Annotated in this window: 12 protein-coding genes; 5 read left to right on the top strand and 7 right to left on the bottom strand. The window is 70.7% G+C overall.

Translation table 11 applies throughout. The annotated features are described in order from the left end of the window. Positions 1–70: 70 nt before the first annotated feature. Together alc and allB are read right to left on the bottom strand one after the other, a co-directional pair. Positions 71–1183 carry an allantoicase gene (gene alc / locus ACWCP0_RS03995; protein ID WP_451077265.1) on the bottom strand — a complete coding sequence of 371 codons (1113 nt, stop codon included), beginning with the start codon at positions 1181–1183 and terminating at the stop codon, positions 71–73. A gap of 4 nt (positions 1184–1187) precedes the next feature. Beyond that, the gene (allB, locus tag ACWCP0_RS03990) at positions 1188–2534 is read right to left on the bottom strand and encodes an allantoinase AllB (protein WP_451077264.1); all 1347 of its coding nucleotides are present in this window, start codon (positions 2532–2534) and stop codon (positions 1188–1190) included. 329 nt (positions 2535–2863) lie between these two features. Here allB and ACWCP0_RS03985 point away from each other — a divergent pair, with 329 nt between their 5' ends. After that, complete coding sequence (locus ACWCP0_RS03985) at positions 2864–3685, top strand: IclR family transcriptional regulator (RefSeq protein WP_451077263.1); 822 nt, start codon at positions 2864–2866, stop codon at positions 3683–3685. A gap of 61 nt (positions 3686–3746) precedes the next feature. On the opposite strand, the gene ACWCP0_RS03980 is transcribed toward ACWCP0_RS03985, so the two are convergent. Continuing rightward, complete coding sequence (locus ACWCP0_RS03980) at positions 3747–4463, bottom strand: class I SAM-dependent methyltransferase (protein WP_451077262.1); 717 nt, start codon at positions 4461–4463, stop codon at positions 3747–3749. A gap of 61 nt (positions 4464–4524) precedes the next feature. Next, on the bottom strand, positions 4525–4884 hold the full coding sequence (locus ACWCP0_RS03975) for a DUF5955 family protein (protein WP_451077261.1): 360 nt from the start codon (positions 4882–4884) through the stop codon (positions 4525–4527). Between the two features lie 280 nt (positions 4885–5164). Here ACWCP0_RS03975 and ACWCP0_RS03970 point away from each other — a divergent pair, with 280 nt between their 5' ends. After that, positions 5165–5773 carry a nucleotidyltransferase family protein gene (locus ACWCP0_RS03970; protein ID WP_451077260.1) on the top strand — a complete coding sequence of 203 codons (609 nt, stop codon included), beginning with the start codon at positions 5165–5167 and terminating at the stop codon, positions 5771–5773. A 224-nt stretch (positions 5774–5997) separates the two neighbouring features. Continuing rightward, entirely contained in the window at positions 5998–7629 is a 1632-nt protein-coding gene (aceB, locus tag ACWCP0_RS03965) for a malate synthase A (protein ID WP_451077259.1), read from the top strand. 67 nt (positions 7630–7696) lie between these two features. On the opposite strand, the gene ACWCP0_RS03960 is transcribed toward aceB, so the two are convergent. The 3 genes from ACWCP0_RS03960 to ACWCP0_RS03950 all read right to left on the bottom strand — a co-directional run bounded on the left by ACWCP0_RS03960 (position 7697) and on the right by ACWCP0_RS03950 (position 13567). Next, positions 7697–8008, bottom strand: coding sequence for a TspO/MBR family protein (locus ACWCP0_RS03960; protein WP_451077258.1), 312 nt, complete (start codon positions 8006–8008; stop codon positions 7697–7699). A 614-nt stretch (positions 8009–8622) separates the two neighbouring features. Beyond that, on the bottom strand, positions 8623–10740 hold the full coding sequence (locus tag ACWCP0_RS03955; RefSeq protein ID WP_451077257.1) for a DUF3320 domain-containing protein: 2118 nt from the start codon (positions 10738–10740) through the stop codon (positions 8623–8625). A gap of 7 nt (positions 10741–10747) precedes the next feature. Further along, complete coding sequence (locus tag ACWCP0_RS03950) at positions 10748–13567, bottom strand: DUF4011 domain-containing protein (RefSeq protein ID WP_451077256.1); 2820 nt, start codon at positions 13565–13567, stop codon at positions 10748–10750. A 289-nt stretch (positions 13568–13856) separates the two neighbouring features. On the opposite strand from ACWCP0_RS03950, the gene ACWCP0_RS03945 reads away from it, so the two are divergent. Together ACWCP0_RS03945 and ACWCP0_RS03940 are read left to right on the top strand one after the other, a co-directional pair. Next, on the top strand, positions 13857–15002 hold the full coding sequence (locus tag ACWCP0_RS03945) for a serine/threonine-protein kinase (protein ID WP_451077255.1): 1146 nt from the start codon (positions 13857–13859) through the stop codon (positions 15000–15002). A gap of 66 nt (positions 15003–15068) precedes the next feature. Next, a complete protein-coding gene (locus ACWCP0_RS03940) occupies positions 15069–17945 on the top strand; it encodes an SNF2-related protein (RefSeq protein ID WP_451077254.1) in 2877 nt (958 codons plus the stop codon). Positions 17946–18114 lie beyond the last annotated feature (169 nt).

Below are 18114 nucleotides of genomic sequence, written 5' to 3'. Positions count from 1 at the left end.
CGGCCTGACACACGTGCGGGGGGCGCACCGGTGCTGTCGTTCCCGTGCGCCCCACGTACGGGAGATGTCGTCAGCCACCCAGCTCGCGGTGGCGGGCCGCCAACCGGGCCGCGCCCTGCTCCGTGAGGGAGCCGAAGAGACGGAGGCGGGAGAACCCTCCGTCCGGGAAGATGTCGATGCGCACGTGCGTACCGACCGCCGGGGTGTCCAGCACGAAGCGGTGGTCGGTGTCGGGCTGCAGACGGGTCCGCGGCAGGAACTCGGTCCACTCGCCGTCCTCGCCCTGTTTGACGGACAGGGAAGCCCAGCCCGCCGAGTTGCCCTTGAGGCAGGCGGTGTCGATCTCGACGGCGCGGATCTCGGACTCGGCGACGAGCTGGTAGCGGATCCAGTCGTTGCCCTGGTCGCGGCGGCGGGCGGTCTCCCAGCCGTCGTCCATCTTGCGGGAGCGGCCCGGGTTGATGGTGTTGGTGGGCGGCGAGTAGAAGCGGTTGGACGCGTCCTGGACGGAGCCGCCGTTCTCCAGGGCCACCACGTCGAAGGTGCCGAGCGTGGCGAGCCACTTCGGGTCCGGTACGACCTCGCCGTACACGCGCAGCCGGGCGATGCCGCCGTCGGGGTGCTGGTTGACGCGCAGGTGTGTGAAGCGCTGCTCGGCGGTGACCTCGAAGCCGTTGGCCGCGTGGCCGCCGACGGGGGTGCGCGGGACGACGGTCGTCCACTTCACGCCGTCGGAGAGGAGCTCCTCCGGCGTGGGGGCGCCCTCGACGGACGTGCCCTCGATGGACACGGCCTGCGGCATGTTGCCTCGGAAATGGGCGGTGTCGACGACGATGCCGCGGATCACACCGGGGGCGCCCAGGCGGACGAGCGCCCAGTCGTGGTCGTCGGCGGTCGGCCACGGGTGCTCGGCCGAGACACCGCGGCGGCGGCGGGTCTCCCAGCCGTCCATGATCTTGCCCTTGTGGCCGAAGTGCTCGGGGTCGAACTCGGCGGCCTCGGGGACGAGGAGGTTCTCCCGCTGGGCGAAGAACTCGTCGTTGGCGGCGATCACACCGGCGCCGAGCCGACGGTCGGCGAGGTTGGCGTAGCCGGTGAACGGGAAGTCCGCGGTGCGGTAGTCGGCGTACGGGTCGCCGCCCGCGTACGGGCTCGCGTTGCCGGTGAAGGACGGTGTCGCCACGGTTTCAGGTGTTCCTTTCGAGCAGCCGGCCGGTCGGCTCGGCGAGGGTGCCGTTCTCCACGATCCGCGTGCCGCGCAGCCATGTCGACCTCACGACGCCGTGCAGGGTCTTTCCGGCGTAGGCCGTGACCTGGTTGCGGTGGTGGAGCTCGGCCGGGTCCACGGTGAAGGTCTCGTCGGGGGCGAGGACGGCGAAGTCGGCGTCGCGGCCGGCCTCGATGGCGCCCTTCTGCGTCAGACCCGCGAGCTCCGCCGGGGCTGACGACATCCAGCGGACGACGTCCTCCAGGGGGTGACCGCGCCGGCGCGCCTCGGTCCAGATGGCCGGGAGGCCCAGTTGGAGCGAGGAGATTCCGCCCCAGGCGGTGGCGAAGTCTGGGGTCTTGAGGTCGGTGGTGCAGGGCGAGTGGTCGGAGACGATGCAGTCGATCGTGCCGTCGGCCAGGCCGGCCCACAGGGCGTCCTGGTTCTCCGCCTCACGGATCGGCGGGCAGCACTTGAACTCGGTGGCCCCGTCCGGGACTTCCTCGGCGGTGAGGGTGAGGAAGTGCGGACAGGACTCGACGGAGATCTTCACGCCCTCCGCCTTCGCCGCCGCGATCAGCGGCAGTGCGTCACCGGACGACAGATGCAGGACGTGCACGCGGGCGTCCAGCCGCCTGGCCTGGGCGATCAGGTTCCCGATCGCGGTGTTCTCGGCATCGCGCGGACGGGACGCGAGGAAGTCGGCGTACCTCGGGCCCGGCTGCTGCGGCGCGGCCGCCAGGTGGTGCGGGTCCTCGGCGTGCACGATCAGCAGGCCGCCGAAGCCGGCGATCTCGGCCAGGGAGCGGGCGAGCTGCTCCTGGTCGAGCTCGGGGAACTCCTCGACGCCCGACGGGGACAGGAAGCACTTGAAGCCGAAGACGCCGGCGTCGTGCAGGGGCCGCAGATCCTTGACGTTGTCCGGGATCGCGCCGCCCCAGAAGCCGGTGTCCACGTGCGCCTTGGGCCCGGCCACCTCCTGCTTGGTGCGGAGGTTGCCGACGGTGGTGGTGGGCGGGAGGGAGTTCAGCGGCATGTCGAGCAGCGTGGTGATGCCGCCGGCCGCGGCCGCGCGGGTGGCGGTCCAGAAGCCCTCCCACGCGGTGCGGCCGGGGTCGTTCACATGAACATGGGTGTCGACGAGGCCGGGGAGCACGACGTCGTCACCGACGTCCTCGAGCCGGGCCCCGGCCGGCACCTCGGCGTCGTACGGCAGCACGGCCGCGATCCTTCCGGCGGCGACGGCGACGGATGCGGCGCGCGTCCCCTCTGGGGTGATGACGCGTGTCGAGCGCAGTACCAGGTTGACGTCGTTCACATCACTCACGTCCGGACCGGACACCCGTGCCCCCTCACTTCCATTCCACAGGGCGAAATTCAACGAACTGTTGAAGGAATCTTCACTCCGGGCCCTGCGTCCGTCAAGACCCTCCCCTGGCGCAGCGCGCACTCGGATGTTTCCATAGAGTGGAAAGAAGATTTCTTGAAGCGGAACCCAGCTATCCACAGGGCGGGGCTCAAAAGGTCGCAGGCGGCGGCCGTCAACCATGGACAAACGCCTCCTGACCGGCAAAGACTCCTTGACATGGGCAGCGCCCAGCCCGCCACCGCCCGGTAGGCTGGCACCTTGCCCGCCCGCCTGAAAGGACCGTTGACGTGCCGACGTCCAGCGCCAGCAGCGCCCCGGTGTCCACCGAGGCCGCCAAGCCCGCCGCGAACAGCGGTGGCGTGCAGTCCCTCGAGCGCGCCTTCGATCTGCTCGAGCGGATGGCCGATGCCGGGGGCGAGGTCGGGCTGAGCGAGCTCTCCGCGAGCAGCGGGCTCCCGCTGCCGACCATCCACCGCCTGATGCGCACGCTGGTCGCCTGCGGCTACGTACGCCAGCAGGCGAACCGGCGCTACGCCCTGGGCCCCCGCCTGATCCGCCTCGGCGAGTCCGCGTCCCGGCTGCTCGGCACCTGGGCGCGCCCGTATCTGGCTCGTCTGGTCGAGGAGACCGGCGAGACGGCGAACATGGCGCTGCTCGACGGCGACGAGATCGTGTACGTGGCGCAGGTGCCGTCGAAGCACTCGATGCGCATGTTCACCGAGGTCGGCCGCCGGGTCCTGCCGCACTCCACGGGCGTGGGCAAGGCGCTCCTCGCGCACACCCCGGCGGAGGAGGTACGGGCCCTGCTCGCCCGCACCGGCATGCCGGCCGCCACCGAGAAGACGATCACCACTCCCGAAGGCTTCCTCGAGGCCCTGGAGCAGGTCCGGCGCGCCGGGTACGCGGTGGACGACAACGAGCAGGAGATCGGCGTCCGCTGCCTCGCGGTCTCGGTGCCCAACTCCCCGACGGCCGCGGCGATCTCGATCTCGGGCCCGGCGGGCCGGGTGACCGAGGCGGCGACGGAGAGGATCGTCCCGATCCTCCAGACGGTCGCCAAGGAGCTCTCCGAGGCGTTGGCCAACACCTCCGCCCCGCCGCAGGGCTGAGCGACCCCATCGACCGGGCGGCACCCGAGCGCCGGTCCGCTCGATGCCGCGCCCGTCCGCTTCAGGCTTCCTTGCGCGCCACGACGAGCGCGGCGCGCGGACGCCCGTCCCGCCTGCGACGCCCCAGCCCTTCGAGCGGAAGCAGCTCCACCGCGAATCCGGCGCGCTCCAGGTCGGGGCGCACTTCGGTGAGCGGGAAGGTGCGGTAGTACATGACGAAGCGCGGCCACCACACGGTGTTGCGGACCCTCATGGCCACGTCGAAGCCGAGCATCGCCCAGTACGGCCACGAGCCGGGGCGCGGCGGTGCTCCGACCGGGAACGCGAAGACGCCGCCGGGCCGGAGCACCGAGTGCACCTGAGCGAAGAGCCCGGGCCGCTCCTTCGGCAGGAAGTGCCCGAACGCCCCGAAACTCACGGCGAGATCGAAGGCGGCCGCGAAGGGCAGGGCCCGCGCGTCGGCCCGTACCCAGTGGGCCTTCGCCTGCACACCCCGTGCCACGTCGAGCATGCCCGCGCTGAAGTCCACGCCGACGACACGGTCCTGGCAGACCTCTCCCAGGGCGCGGGTGCCCGCACCGGTGCCGCAGCAGATGTCGAGCCCGGCGCCGAACGGCCCGAGCGGCCGGAGCGTGCGGACGACCTCGTCGAGGATCCGCTCGGGCGTGCGGAAAGGGGTCGCGTCGAACTTCGGCGCGAGCAGGTCGTAGCCGTGCTCGACCGAGGAGAGCGCCTGGACGGTGAGCTCGCGGAGAGTGGGGCCCTGGTTGGTGGACATCACTGCTCAGCGTAGCCACAGGGGGCCGGGCGTGGGCGTGGACTCCGCTCTCCGGTCCGCGTCAGAGGCGCGGCTCTCCGTTCGGGCCGCCGGTCGGCTCGCCGCTGGGCTCACCGCTCGGCTCGCCGAAGAGCTCCACGGCGTTCCGTACGTTCGTCAGCCCGGGGGCGAGCGCGCTCACCGAGCCGATCGACCCGGCGATCAGCAGCAGCGAGCGGCGCAGCCGGCGGATCTCCGGCACCCCGCTGACCGCCATCGCGTCCATCGCCGCCAGTTCGTCCTCCGCGATCCCGCGGTCGGTGAACTCGGCCGGGTACCCGGCCAGTTCGCGGCGGAGCCGGGAGACGGCGGAGCGCAGCTCCGCCACCCTCGGGTCCTCACCGCTCCGTGTCACCCGCGTCTGCCCCACGCTCCGCAACAAAGCTCTCCCCCTCGCACGTCCTCGTGCCCGGCCTTTTGTCCGACCCGCCGGACGGTGGTCAGACGCCTGGGGTCGCGGGCAAGTTAACGCCATTCCGTGCGGAGTCCGCCACTCCGCGGTACGAAATTCAGCTCGACGTGTCGGCTTCCGGCACCCTGCGCCACCGTCGGGTCGGGGGTGGAGCGGTACTCGGGTCCCCCACGGTGAACTCCGGTACCGGAACGGCACCCTGTCCAAGGTCGTCGAGGCATCTCGCCACTCGATGAGGTAAGCAGGGTGCATGGCTCACACTTCAGACAAACCGCTGGTCGTCGGTCTCGTGCTGGCGGCGGGCGGCGGCCGTCGGCTGGGCGGCCGGCCCAAGGCCCTGCTGGAGCACCACGGACGCCCCCTGGTGGAGCACGCGGTGCGGGTGCTGCGGGCGGGCGGCTGCCGTTCCGTGCACGTCGTGCTGGGCGCTTCGGCGGACGAGGTGCTGCGGAGGGCCGAGCTGGGGGGGTGTGTCGTGACGGTCAACGAGGACTGGGAGGAGGGCATGGGCTCCTCGCTCCGTACCGGCCTCGCGTCGCTGGGAACCGCGGGCGGGCCGGACGCGGTCGTGGTCTCGCTGGTGGACCAGCCCGGCATCGGCGCGGCGGCCGTCGCCCGGGTGGTGGCGGCGTGCGATGCGCCGTCCGCGCTGGTGTCGGCGTCGTACGACGGGCGGCGCGGCCATCCGGTGCTGTTCGGCTCCACCCGCTGGGAGGCGGTGGCGGAGCGCGCGGCGGGCGACCGCGGAGCCCGGGACTACCTGCGGGAGCACGAGAAGGAGATCACGCTGGTCGAGTGCGGGGACGTGGCCGAGGCGTACGACATCGACACGCCGGAGGATCTGGAGCACCTTGGGTGAAGGGCGTGGCACTGAGCGCCACGATATGTCGAACCGCAGAATCTCGATATCAACAAATCATTGAACTTCCACCATGCGGTAACTACTATCCACTGTTCAGAAGCGCCCGATCCCCCGGACGGCGCTGACGACCGCACTTCGGAGCTCTGGCACTGAGTGCCACAATCACGCCCCCGCGGCCGCCAGGCACTGCCCGTGAAGCTCGCTGAAGGAAGTGACAGCTCATGTCCGCACCAGCGCCGTCGCCGCTGGCCATCGTCGATGCCCAGCCACTGCCCCGGCAGGAGGAGGTGCTGACCGACGCGGCACTCGCCTTCGTCGCCGAGCTGCACCGGCGGTTCACGCCCCGGCGCGACGAGCTCCTCGCCCGCCGCGCGGAGCGCCGCGCCGAGATCGCCCGCACCAGCACCCTCGACTTCCTCCCGGAGACCGCACAGATCCGTCAGGACGAGAGCTGGAAGGTCGCGCCGGCCCCGGCCGCGCTGAACGACCGCCGCGTCGAGATCACCGGCCCGACCGATCGCAAGATGACCATCAACGCCCTGAACTCGGGCGCGAAGGTCTGGCTCGCCGACTTCGAGGACGCGTCCGCCCCCACATGGGAGAACGTGGTCATCGGCCAGCTCAATCTGATCGACGCCTACGAGCGCCGTATCGACTACACCGACGACCGCACGGGCAGGTCGTACGCGCTGCGGCCGGCGGAGGAACTCGCCACGGTCGTCATGCGCCCCCGCGGCTGGCACCTCGAGGAGCGCCACCTCCGCCTCGACGGCCGCCCCGTCCCCGGTGCCCTGGTCGACTTCGGCCTGTACTTCTTCCACAACGCGAAGCGCCTGATCGACCTGGGCAAGGGCCCGTACTTCTACCTCCCGAAGACCGAGTCGCACCTGGAGGCCCGCCTCTGGAACGACATCTTCGTCTTCGCCCAGGACTACGTCGGCATCCCGCAGGGCACCGTCCGCGCGACCGTCCTGATCGAGACGATCACTGCGGCGTACGAGATGGAGGAGATCCTCTACGAGCTCCGCGACCACGCCGCAGGGCTGAACGCCGGACGCTGGGACTACCTCTTCTCGATCGTCAAGAACTTCCGTGACGGCGGCACCAGGTTCGTCCTCCCGGACCGCAACGCGGTGACGATGACGGCCCCGTTCATGCGCGCCTACACCGAACTCCTGGTCCGCACCTGCCACAGGCGCGGCGCGCACGCCATCGGCGGCATGGCGGCGTTCATCCCGTCCCGGCGGGACGCGGAGGTCAACAAGGTCGCCTTCGAGAAGGTCAAGGCCGACAAGGACCGCGAGGCGGCGGACGGCTTCGACGGCTCCTGGGTCGCCCACCCCGACCTGGTCCCGATCGCCATGGCTTCGTTCGACGCGGTGCTGGGCGACAAGCCCAACCAGAAGGACCGCCTCCGCGAGGACGTCACGGTGGCTGCGGGCGACCTGATCGCCATCGACTCCCTCGATGCCAAGCCGACGTACGAGGGCCTGCGCAACGCCGTCCAGGTCGGTATCCGCTACATCGAGGCGTGGCTGCGCGGCCTCGGCGCCGTCGCCATCTTCAACCTGATGGAGGACGCGGCCACCGCCGAGATCTCCCGCTCCCAGATCTGGCAGTGGATCAACGCGGGCGTGGAATTCGAGCACGCCGGAAAGACCGTGACGGCCACCCCGGAGCTGGCCCGCAAGGTCGCCGCCGAGGAACTCACCGCGATCCGCGAGGAGATCGGCGAGGAGGCCTTCACGGCCGGCAAGTGGCAGCAGGCCCACGACCTGCTGCTGCACGTCTCGCTGGACGAGGACTACGCGGACTTCCTGACGCTGCCCGCGTACGAGCAGCTGGTCGGCTGACCCTTCCTGCTCGCCGCTTCGTCTCCGCCGCCGCCCCCGGTACCGCACAGCATCGGGGGCGGCCGCCTTACGAGGTGCCGGCGATCCAGATCGCCAGGTTCAGGGCCGCGGCGAAGGCGACCCAGCAAAGGTAGGGGACGAGCAGCAGCGCCGCCGGACGGTGCAGGCGGCCGAAGGCGACCACGGTCGCCGCCAGGGCCACGAGGAGCAGGCAGATGTCGGCGAAACCGAGTCCGTACTGACGCGCCCCGAAGAACAGCGGGCTCCAGACCAGGTTGAACGCGAGCTGCAGCGACCACCACACCATCGCCCCCCGGTTCTCCGGCCGGGGCCTGCGCAGCACCAGCCACGCGGAGACGGCAATCGTGGCGTGGAGCACGGCACACCGGGGCGAACAGCCAGACGGGCGGCGCCCGGTCCGGCCGGTCGAGCGAGGCGTACAAGCCTCCGGCGCCGGCCGACGCGACGGCCCCGAGGCCCGCCACCGCGTAGCAGACGGCGAGCAGGGCGACGAGCAGGAGCGGCCCGCACGCCACCGGCCGGGCCGGAGGACGGTCGGATGTGGTTCGGGACACGGCCTTGCTCCTGTGGGGAGCTTTCACCTGTACAGGTGCCCGGCCCACGCAGTCGGACACCCACATGCGGCACGTCACGCCGGGGCCTGGGCAGCCCGGGAACAACCCGAGCTGGTTGACGGTTCACCCATACGTGGCCGCGGAGGGGACAGTGTCCCCGGGCCTCACCTATTGCCCATGGGGACGATCGTTCGGCTGAAGCCCCATGGAGCCTTTCGCCGAGAGGCGACCACCCTCCGCGGTCCCACATACGACCCCGGCCGGTCCCCCCCACCGGTCGGGGTCCCTCCTGCCCGCGTACGGTCACCGCTGCTGTGGCGAGATGCTGCCGTTGACCGGCTTGTGCGCGCCGTGGAAATCTCGGACCCGGCTGGTGGGCGGGAATCCGCACCAGGTCACGGCCCGAGCCGGCGTCGGGTCAGCGCACCGCTCCGACCCGCCCAGGACCGCCCTCCAGCTTGCGCTGCCGGTACAGCTCCGCGATGTCCGCAGCCAGGCAGTCGCGGATGTCCTTGCCCGTGCGCCGCCAGCCGAAGAACTCACACGCCTGCTTGATCAGCTCTTCCTCGGACATGCCCGGGCACTCCGCTGCGAGCTCACAGAGGGCCAGATACCGCTCCTCCGGCGCGATGTACGTGACCTTGCGCGGGGCCTCCCCCTCGTCGGGACACCGGGCCTTCAGCCCTTCCGCCCGCTCCGCCACATCGAAGAAGGAACCCTTTGAGGTGACGAGACCCGCGCGGACCAGAGCCTGCGCCACTTCCCTCACGTTGTCGCGGATGCGGTTCCCGGCTCGGCCCAGGCCCCAGATTTCACGGGCGCGCTGGACCAGCAGGTCCTCGTGGATGGGGCCCTCAGCCTCGATGATCTGCGCCAGGGCCTTGCGCAGCGCGGGGCGGGCCTCCGGCGTGTGGAGCTCGTGCCGCACAGCAACCCAGACCGAGGCGGTCCGGTATCGGGCGCTCCACTCTCGCTCCACCTCGGTGTCGACCGGCACCCGCTGGAACTCGGCCTCGCCCCGTCCTCCCTCCGCTCGCGGGGCCGGAACCGCCAGCGCGTGCCCGCCCGGGCCGGCGGTCGATCCAGCCGCCGAAGCCGGGCCGCCCCCGGCCGAACCGCCCGACACCACCGCCGCCTGTGCCCCCGGCGCCGATGCCGCCAACGGTCCCTGGGCGATCGCCTGCTCGACCGCCTCCCTCAGCCGCAGCGCCGCAGCCGCACGGCCCCGGTACCAGTCGGTGCCCCAGATCCGGTACAGCCTCCAGCCCAGGCCCACGAGCACCTGCTCGCGCAGTCTGTCGCGGTCACGGGCGGCCTTCGAGGAGTGGTACATGGCGCCATCGCATTCGATGCCGAGGGCGTAGGCACCGGGGAGCTCGGGGTGGCGGAGGCCCAAGTCGATGCGGTAACCGGCGACGCCGACCTGCGGCTGGACCCGGTAGCCCCAGCCGCGCAGGACCGCAAGGACGGACTCCTCGAACGGGCTTTCCGGCTCCGCGTCGGACTGGACGACGTCGCGCGCGAGGACGGACGGCCCGTTCTCGGCGTACTCGAGATAGCGCTTGAGGTACTGGACGCTCTCGTTCGGGCTGTCGGCCAGTCCCGAGCCGCGGAAGGAGGCCACGACCTCCATGCGGTATCGGGAACGGGTAACCGCCACGTTGAGCCGGCGCCAGCCACCACCCTTGTTGATCGGACCGAAGTTCAGTCCGAGCTTGCCGTTCTCGTCAGGGCCGTAGCCGACGGACATGATCATCACGTCGCGCTCGTCGCCCTGCACCGATTCGAGGTTCTTGACGAAGAAGCCGTCGAGCCGGTCCTCGGTGAAACAGTGGTCGAGGTCGGGGCGGGACAGCCGTGCCTGCTGCACGGCTTCGTCGATGGCGGAAGCCTGCGCCTGGGAAAGGGCGACGACGCCGAGGGTCTTGGCGGGCCGGGTGTCGAAGTGGTGGATGACCCGTTCGGCGACGAAGGCCGCCTCGGCCCGGTTGTCGCGGCGGCCTCCCCTGTCGTAGACACCGCCGGCCTTGAGGAACGCGACACCGACGTCGTTGCCCTCGTCCAGGGCGCCGGGGAAGGTCACCATCGAGTTCTCGTAGAACTCTCGGTTGCTGAAGGTGATCAGGTTCTCGTGGCGGCTGCGGTAGTGCCAGCGCAGGGGCAGCTCGCGCATCGCGCCGGCCTTGCAGGCGTGCAGCAGAGACTCGAACGAGTCGGGGACGTCCTCCGCGTACTCGTCCGCGTCGTCGTCGACGGAGGAGTCGAAGAACGAAGTGGGCGGCAGCTGCTTGTCGTCCCCGGCGACGATGAGAGTGCGCCCACGGTAGATGCAGTTGATGGCATCGCTGGGCCGTACCTGGGATGCCTCGTCGAACACGACCACGTCGAAGTGGTAGTCGGCAGGGAGGAATTGACTGACGGTCAGCGGGCTCATCATGAAACACGGTTTGATCGACTGCACGACCTCGCGGGTCTTGCCGAGCAGTTCGCGAACCGGCAGGTGTCGGGTCTTCTTCTCCGCCTCCCGGGTGATCACGGCTCCGCTACCGCTGCCGAAGCGGCGCGGCCGCCGCTGGTTGCAGGCCTCGATCACCGCGCCGCCCGCCGCGGCGACGAGGCGGCGGGTCGGCCGCCCTGAAGTCGGAGACGCGCGCGTCGAGGTCGTCGGAGCGTGTGTGGCGCAGTCGTGCATCGGTGGCGAGGATCCCGTCGGCCCAGGAGCGGAGCATCGCCTGCTCGACGACGTCCGGCAGTTGCCGCGGGTCGATCGCCCGCTCGGCCGCGCCGGCGACGAGGTCGTCGGCGCCGTGGCGGGCGAGTACGGCGAGGCCGTCGCGGTACGCGCGCCATTCCTCGGGTCCGTGCGGGTCTGCGAGCAGCAGGTCGACCACCTGCTGTGCCTGGTCGAACGTACCGAGCAGGGAGGGGGAGAGACGGGTGCGGCGGTCGTCGTCGAATAGTTCGAGCAGCGCGGTCACGGAGCGGGACCAGCGCTCGGCACGGCCTACCGCGATCGCGCACCAGATGCTGAGGGAACGCCTTACGTTCTCGGCCAGCAGGCGCGGCAGCGGATCGGTGTCGGTGCCGTCGGCCAGCTGAGCGGCGAGGAGGTCGCGGAGCTCCGCCTCGCCGCCCAGTTCGGCGACACGGTCGGCGTTGGCCAGGGCTCGGTCGAGCGCTTCGACGGCCTCCTGTGTGCGTGGGGTCCAGCGGCCCAGAACAGCGGAGTGCAGGTCGGCGAGACGAGCCACGTCGGCCGAGGCACGCTGCCAGCCGAGCGCCTGCTCCAGCCGCCCCACGAGGGACTTGTCCCACGTCCCGCCGCGGGTGAGTGCCACGACGGCCGCGCGGTCGGCCTTGTACTGGGCGGAGAAACGGGCCATCAGGCCGCGGTGTTGCTCGGCGAAGCGGCCCACCAGTTCGGGAAGATCGTCGGCGCGCAGCACCTGCTCGCCGAAGACGTCCTCGGCTGCGGTGCGGGCCCGTGTCTCCTCGGCCAGGGCCTGTCGAAGCTCCTCCGCGGCGTCATGGGCGCGGCGCAGGGTGGCGGGCTCGAACCATCCGCCGGGCGGCCGGTGCTCGGCCGTCGTCAGGTCGGCGAGCCCGCAGAGGGCGAAGGCCGCCTCGGCCCGGTCCGGTTTGGGCATCCCGAACAGGTCGGCCAGCTGCCCGAGTTGGCCGGACACATCGTCGGGCAATGCAGTATCGGGCGGGACCTGCAGGTCGTTCTGCAGTCCCGCCCGCAGGGTACGGACGGCCTGCTGGAGCTCGCGAACCGAGCGAGCCTCGTCCTGCGCGGCGGCGAAGGGGCGGCGTCCGACTACGGCCGTGAGTGCCTCCAGAGCGCCCGAGGCTTCCGCGACAATCTGGTGCGCAGAGGTGCCGACCAGTCCACGCCAGGGGAAGGACTCCCCCTCGGCCGCGGGCCGCCATGCTCTGCTGATGGCTTGCGCCGCGGCTGAGAGCTCCTGCATGGCACCGGCGCTCAGGGTGCGCACGGTCTGCGCATTCTTGGCGGACAGCGGAAGCTGCCGCGTGCCGGCCTGCTCCAGCAGGACAAGGCGTCCGAGGACGTCGTGCAACGTACGCTGCAGCGGCTCGCGGGTCTGGTTCATGGCGGCGGCGTAGGAGGACAGTTCCTCACGCAGCTTCCGCGCCCGCTCCAGTTCGTGTTCGGCGGCTCCGGTGACTCGGGCCTCTGTGGTGAGCACCCGCGCAAGTTCCGTGGCAACCGCCTTCTTGCTCGTGTCGCCGCTGTGCAGTGCCATGACGAAGTCGCCGAGTCCCACGCTGCGCAGGCGGTTGCGCACGACGTCGAGTGCCGCGGCCTTCTCACTGACGAACAGCACGCTGCGGCCCGCGTGCATCAGGGCGGCGATCATGTTGGTGATGGTCTGGCTCTTGCCGGTACCGGGCGGGCCGCTCATGACGAACGACCGGTTGTCGAGGGCGGCCGCGATGCACTGTCGTTGCGAGGCGTCGGCGTCCAGGACCAGCGGTGTCTTCTCCGGCAGCTGGACGTCGTCGATGCGGTCCAGCTCCGGAGGCTCGAAGCCGATCACGTCGTCGGGAAGGCCCGCGTCGGGGCCCAGCGCGACGGCCCGTACGAGGGGGTGGCCGAGGATCTGCGCCTCGTTCTGCTGGAGGTCCTGGTACATGGCCTCCCGATGCGAGGCGAACAGGCCCAGTACGACGCGTTCGTCGACCGACCAGCCCTTCAGACCTGCCGCGACGCCGCGGGCGGCCGAGAGCACGGCAGGCAGGTCCGTGACGTCGGTGGCTGTGACCGGGCTCCAGTCCACTCCGAGCCTGTCCAGCTTGACCGCGAGCGCAGGGTTGTGGACGCGGTCCTGGTCGTCGGCCAGGTGCAGGCGGTAGCGGCGGTGGCTGTCCCGGCGCAGCTCGACCGGGACCAGGAGCAGCGGGGCGGAGCTGCTTTCCTGGGCGCCTTCCTCACGCCAGTCGAGCATGCCGACACCCAGCCACAGCACCCACAGGCCGTAGTCGTTGAACATCTGGCCGGACTTCGAACGCAGTTGATAGAGGGCGCTGTTCAGGCTTGCCTGCGTGGCCTTCTGCGTGATCAGACCGGGACCGATCCGCCCCACGGCGACATCCTCGCGGTCGCCCGCCTCCTCCGCCACGGGTGCGAAATCCCAGCCCTTGGCGAGGCCCGACAGGAGTACGCCGGCGCCGGGCGAGGTGATCTCCAGCGTGGCGGTCCTGGTGTGGCGGAAGTTGAGGAGGCGGTTCCGGCCGCTCAGGTCGAGGAGCGAGCTGCGCCAGCCGTCGAGGACCGCTTTCAGCCGCTCAAGACCGGGGTCGCTGACGGAGGCGGACGCGGGCCGGGGCGGGCGGGTCATGCGGGAGGTACCTCCTGAGCAGGGCGCACAGGGGTAGCCGCTCTCACAGGTCCCCCCTGGAGGTATCTACTTATCAGCCGCCATAGGCCGACACACCGGAGTCCGCCAACACGATATGGAGTTGTTGTGAAGGCGCCTACACATATCACGCCTGGAGGCGAGCGGCCTCGCCTGCATGGCCCACGCGGCTGTCGGTGCGTCTCCTGCCCCGTACCGGCTTCATGACCGTACGCAGTCGTCTAACGTGTTACCGGCGCTTTCACCCGATCAGCCCCGAACGAGGAACCACGTGCAGACGACCCCGCTCAGCCCCGAGGACCCGGTCGACCTCGGCGGCTTCGAGCTGCTCGGCAGGATCGGGCACGGCGGCATGGGGCAGGTCTACCTCGGCGAGTCGCCCGGCGGTGAACCGGCGGCCGTGAAGGTGATCAAGGCATCCGTCGTGGACTCCGAGGCGCGTCTGCGCTTCGCGCAGGAGATCGAGGTTCTCAAGACCGTGTGGGGCCCGCGCATCGCCGCGTTCCTGGATGCCGACCCGGAGGCCGAGCGCCCTTGGCTCGCGACGGAGTACGTCGACGGCCCCGATCTGCGCAAGCACATCACCACCCACGGCCCACTCCCCTCCGTCCTCGTCGCTTCGCTCGGCGCGACGCTCGCCGAAGCGCTGGCGGCCGTGCACAAACAGGGCCTCGTCCACCGGGACCTCAAGCCCGCGAACGTTCTCCTCGGACCGAACGGCCCCAAGATCATCGACTTCGGGCTCGCAGCCTTCACCGAGACCGGCGTCACCCTCACGGCGCCCAACACGGTGATGGGCACGCCTGCCTGCATGTCCCCGGAGCAGGCGAACGGCATCAAGCCCCACCAGCCACCCGTCGACGTGTACGCGCTCGGCGCGGTGCTGCTCTACGCGGCGACCGGCCATTACCCGTACCAGGCCGACAACGTCCACGTCATGTTCCACATGATCACCGAGCGGTCGAAGGAGCCGGACCTGACCGGCACACCGCAGGAGCTGGTCCCGCTGCTGACGGCAATGCTGTCGTACGCCCCCGCCGACCGGCCCACGCTGCCCAAGGTGGTGCAGCAGTGCCGGGCGGTCATCGAGGCCCAGGGCATGAAGGTGGCGCAGGCGCGCCGCCGGCTGACGGCGTTCACCGCCCCGGGGGCCACGCCGCCCGCCGCCGAGAGCGCCGCTGCCGCCGAGGCTTCAACCCTGCCGGTCACGCAGGAGCCGCCTGCGCCCACGCTCCCCCTGGACACCCCCGCGGCCACCGCATATACACCGACCGTGAAGATCCCGGACCCTGCGCCCTCGCCCACACCGCTGAAGCCGAAGCGGCCCGCGGCCCCGGCGCCCCTGCGCCACTCGGTCCAGGCCCGCAAGGTGGCCCAGCAGCTGCGCGAGACGTACGCGCAGAGCGCCTCGTTCTGACGCGCGGGACCTCGCCCCGCACCACCCCGTACAGCAGCAGCAACACCAGCACAGGAGGCAGCGCCCGTGACCGTCGAGCAGGAGCGCACGGACCGGCACACCGGGGCGGCCGGCGAGGCGTCCGCCCAGTACCCGCCGGGCGCACAGATCGTCGTACGCGACGAGGAGTGGCTCGTACGGAACGTCACGCGCACCGCCCACGACGGGGACCGGATCGAGGCCGTCGGCGTCTCGGAGTTCGTCCGCGACCAGGAGGCCGTGTTCTTCACGGCCCTGGACGACGTGGAGCTGATGGACCCGCGCCGCACCAAGCTGATCAATGACGACTCGGCCAACTTCCGGCGCAGCCGGCTCTTTCTGGAGGCCGTGCTCCGCAAGACCCCGCTCCCCCAGTCCGAGCGCGGTCTCGCCCTCGCCGACAGCTTCCTGCTCGACTCGCTCCCCTACCAGCACCGCCCGGCGCAGCTCGCGCTCTCCGGCCGTAATCTGCGTCCCCGCCTGCTCATCGCCGACGTCGTCGGCCTCGGCAAGACGCTGGAGATCGGTCTCACGTTGGCCGAGCTGATCCGCCGGGGCCGGGGCGAGCGCATCCTCGTCGTCACCCCGCAGCACGTCCTGGAGCAGTTCCAGCACGAGCTGTGGACGCGGTTCGCGATCCCGCTGATCCGGCTCGACTCGGCCGGCATCGAGAAGGTGCAGCGGGAGATCCCGGCGGGCCGCAACCCGTTCACGTACTTCAAGCGGGTCATCGTCTCCATCGACACCCTCAAGAACACCGACCAGTACAAGCACCACCTGGAGCAGATCCGCTGGGACGCGGTCGTCATCGACGAGTCCCACAACCTGATCAACCGCGGCTCGCTGCGCAACCAGCTCGCCCAGCTCCTCGCCCCGCGCACCGACGCCCTGATCCTCGCCTCCGCCACCCCGCACAACGGCGACGCCCGCTCCTTCGCCGAGCTGATCTCCCTGCTCGACCCGGCCGCTATCCGCGACCCCGAGCGGTACGAGGCGAAGGACATCGAGCACCTGTTCATCCGCCGTACCAAGGTCAGCCCCGAGGTACGCGACCAGATGAAGGGCCAGTGGGCGGACCGCGGCCCGTCGGAGTCGGTGCGCTGCGTGGCCACCCCGGCCGAGGAGAAGGTTTTCGAGGAGCTGGCGCAGGTGTGGCTGCCTGAGGACGGCAAGTCCGTCAGCGATGTGCCGCTGTTCCCTTACACGCTGCTGAAGTCCTTCCTGTCGTCGCACGTCGCGTTCCGGGCGACGGTCGCGGCCCGTATCAAGACCTTGAGCAGCAAGGAGTTCGCCGACCCCCAGGCGCCGGAGCGCATCGCGCTGAACCGGCTGCGCGAGCTGACTTCGGGAATGCAGGAGTCGGACTCGGCGAAGTTCGGCGCGCTGGTCGAGCAGCTGCGGGCGATCGGCGTCGGCCCGAAGAACGACACCCGGGTGGTGGTCTTCTCCGAGCGCGTCCAGACGCTGGAGTGGCTGCGCGAGACCGTACCGGCAGCGCTCGGCTTCAAGGGCAAGGCGCTGACGGAAGCCGCGCGCGTGATGCACGGCGGGCTCTCCGACGAGCAGCAGATGCAGTGCGTGGAGGACTTCGGCCTCGCCGACACCCCCGTACGCATCCTGTTCACGGGAGACGTGGCCTCCGAGGGTGTCAACCTGCACCGTCAGTGCCACCAGCTCATCCACTACGACGTGCCGTGGTCGCTGATCCGCATCGAACAGCGCAACGGCCGTATCGACCGCTACGGTCAGGCCCACCAGCCGCAGTTCCGCGCGCTGATCCTCATGAGCGAGGTCGACGGCGCGAAGGACGACCGCACGGTCGCGGAACGCCTGCTGGAGCGCGAGGACGAGGCGCACCGTTCGCTGGGTACGGCAGAGGGGGTGAGCGGGCTCTACCGGGCGGAAGCCGAGGAGAAGTCCCTCATCCAGGACCTGCTCAAGGGCCGTACGGTCGACGAGTCGTTGCAGCACACGGCCGCGGAGGCGGCGGAAGCGGACGACGACTTCCTCGCCGACTTCTTCGGCTCGGTCGACGCGGTCGGTGACGAGGGAGCCGATGAGGACGGGTCGGATACGGCTCCGGCGACCGCGGACGTTCCGCGCCTGTTCGCCGGCACCCGCGAGTTCATCGACGAGGCAGTACGCGAGGTGTTCCCGGACGCCCAGCGGCAGCTGGAGATGGACCGCGACACCGAGACCGGTCTGATCTCCTTCCGGCCCCCGTCGGACCTGGTCCACCGCATGAAGTCCCTGCCGCCCGACTACCGCCGCGAACAGCGCCTCCACGAGCGCCTGTTGGTGACGCTGAACCGCAAGCTCGCCGACCTGTCGTTGGTACGGGCCCGGGAGTCGGCCACCTCCAGCTGGCCGGAGATCTCCCTGCTGACCGACCTCCACCCGGTGGTGGAGTGGCTGACCGACAAGGTGCTGGTCAGCCTCGGCCGCCAGGAGGCCCCGGCCATCACGGCCGACGTCACGGCCCCGACGTACCTGATCCAGGGCATCTACTCCAACGCGCTGGGTCGCCCGACGGTCGTGAAGTGGATGGCCGTCACGGGCGACGAGGTCACCGACGACATGGTCTCCCTGCTGCGCCGGGCCGGTGTCGGCCCCACTATGGCCAACCCGCTGCACCGCCACGACCTGGAGGCCCTGCGGTCCGGCATCCCGGCAGCGCTGGAGGAGGCCGAGCGCTTCCTCGACCGGCACAGCCAGGACTGGGACCGGGCACTGCTCCAGCCGATCGAGCAGTACAAGCAGCGGCTCGGCGACTGGGAACAGCTCAGCCAGGCCGGCGGCACGACCAAGACCGACCTGGCTCGGCTGGCCGACTCGCTGCTGACCACCGGCCGCCCGATGCTGCGCGTGCTCGCCGTCCTCGACGCGGCCTCTTCCATCCCTTCGCCCGCTCCCGCCCGCGACTGAACCAGGAGGTTCCCGCACCATGACGTACGACTCCCTGGTCAACCGCGGCGACTACTTCTCCGCGCACTACCTGGCCGAGGTCTTCCCCAAGGACCTCAAGTCCGGGCTGCTCGCGAAGTGGAAGGAGCGCGAGGAGGAGGCGAAGGCAGCCGGGGCCACGGGCGACTGG

The organism is Streptomyces sp. NPDC001970, from assembly GCF_053594115.1.
Note: the sequence above shows the minus strand (reverse complement) of the source record. Positions and strands in the feature narration are given on the sequence as shown.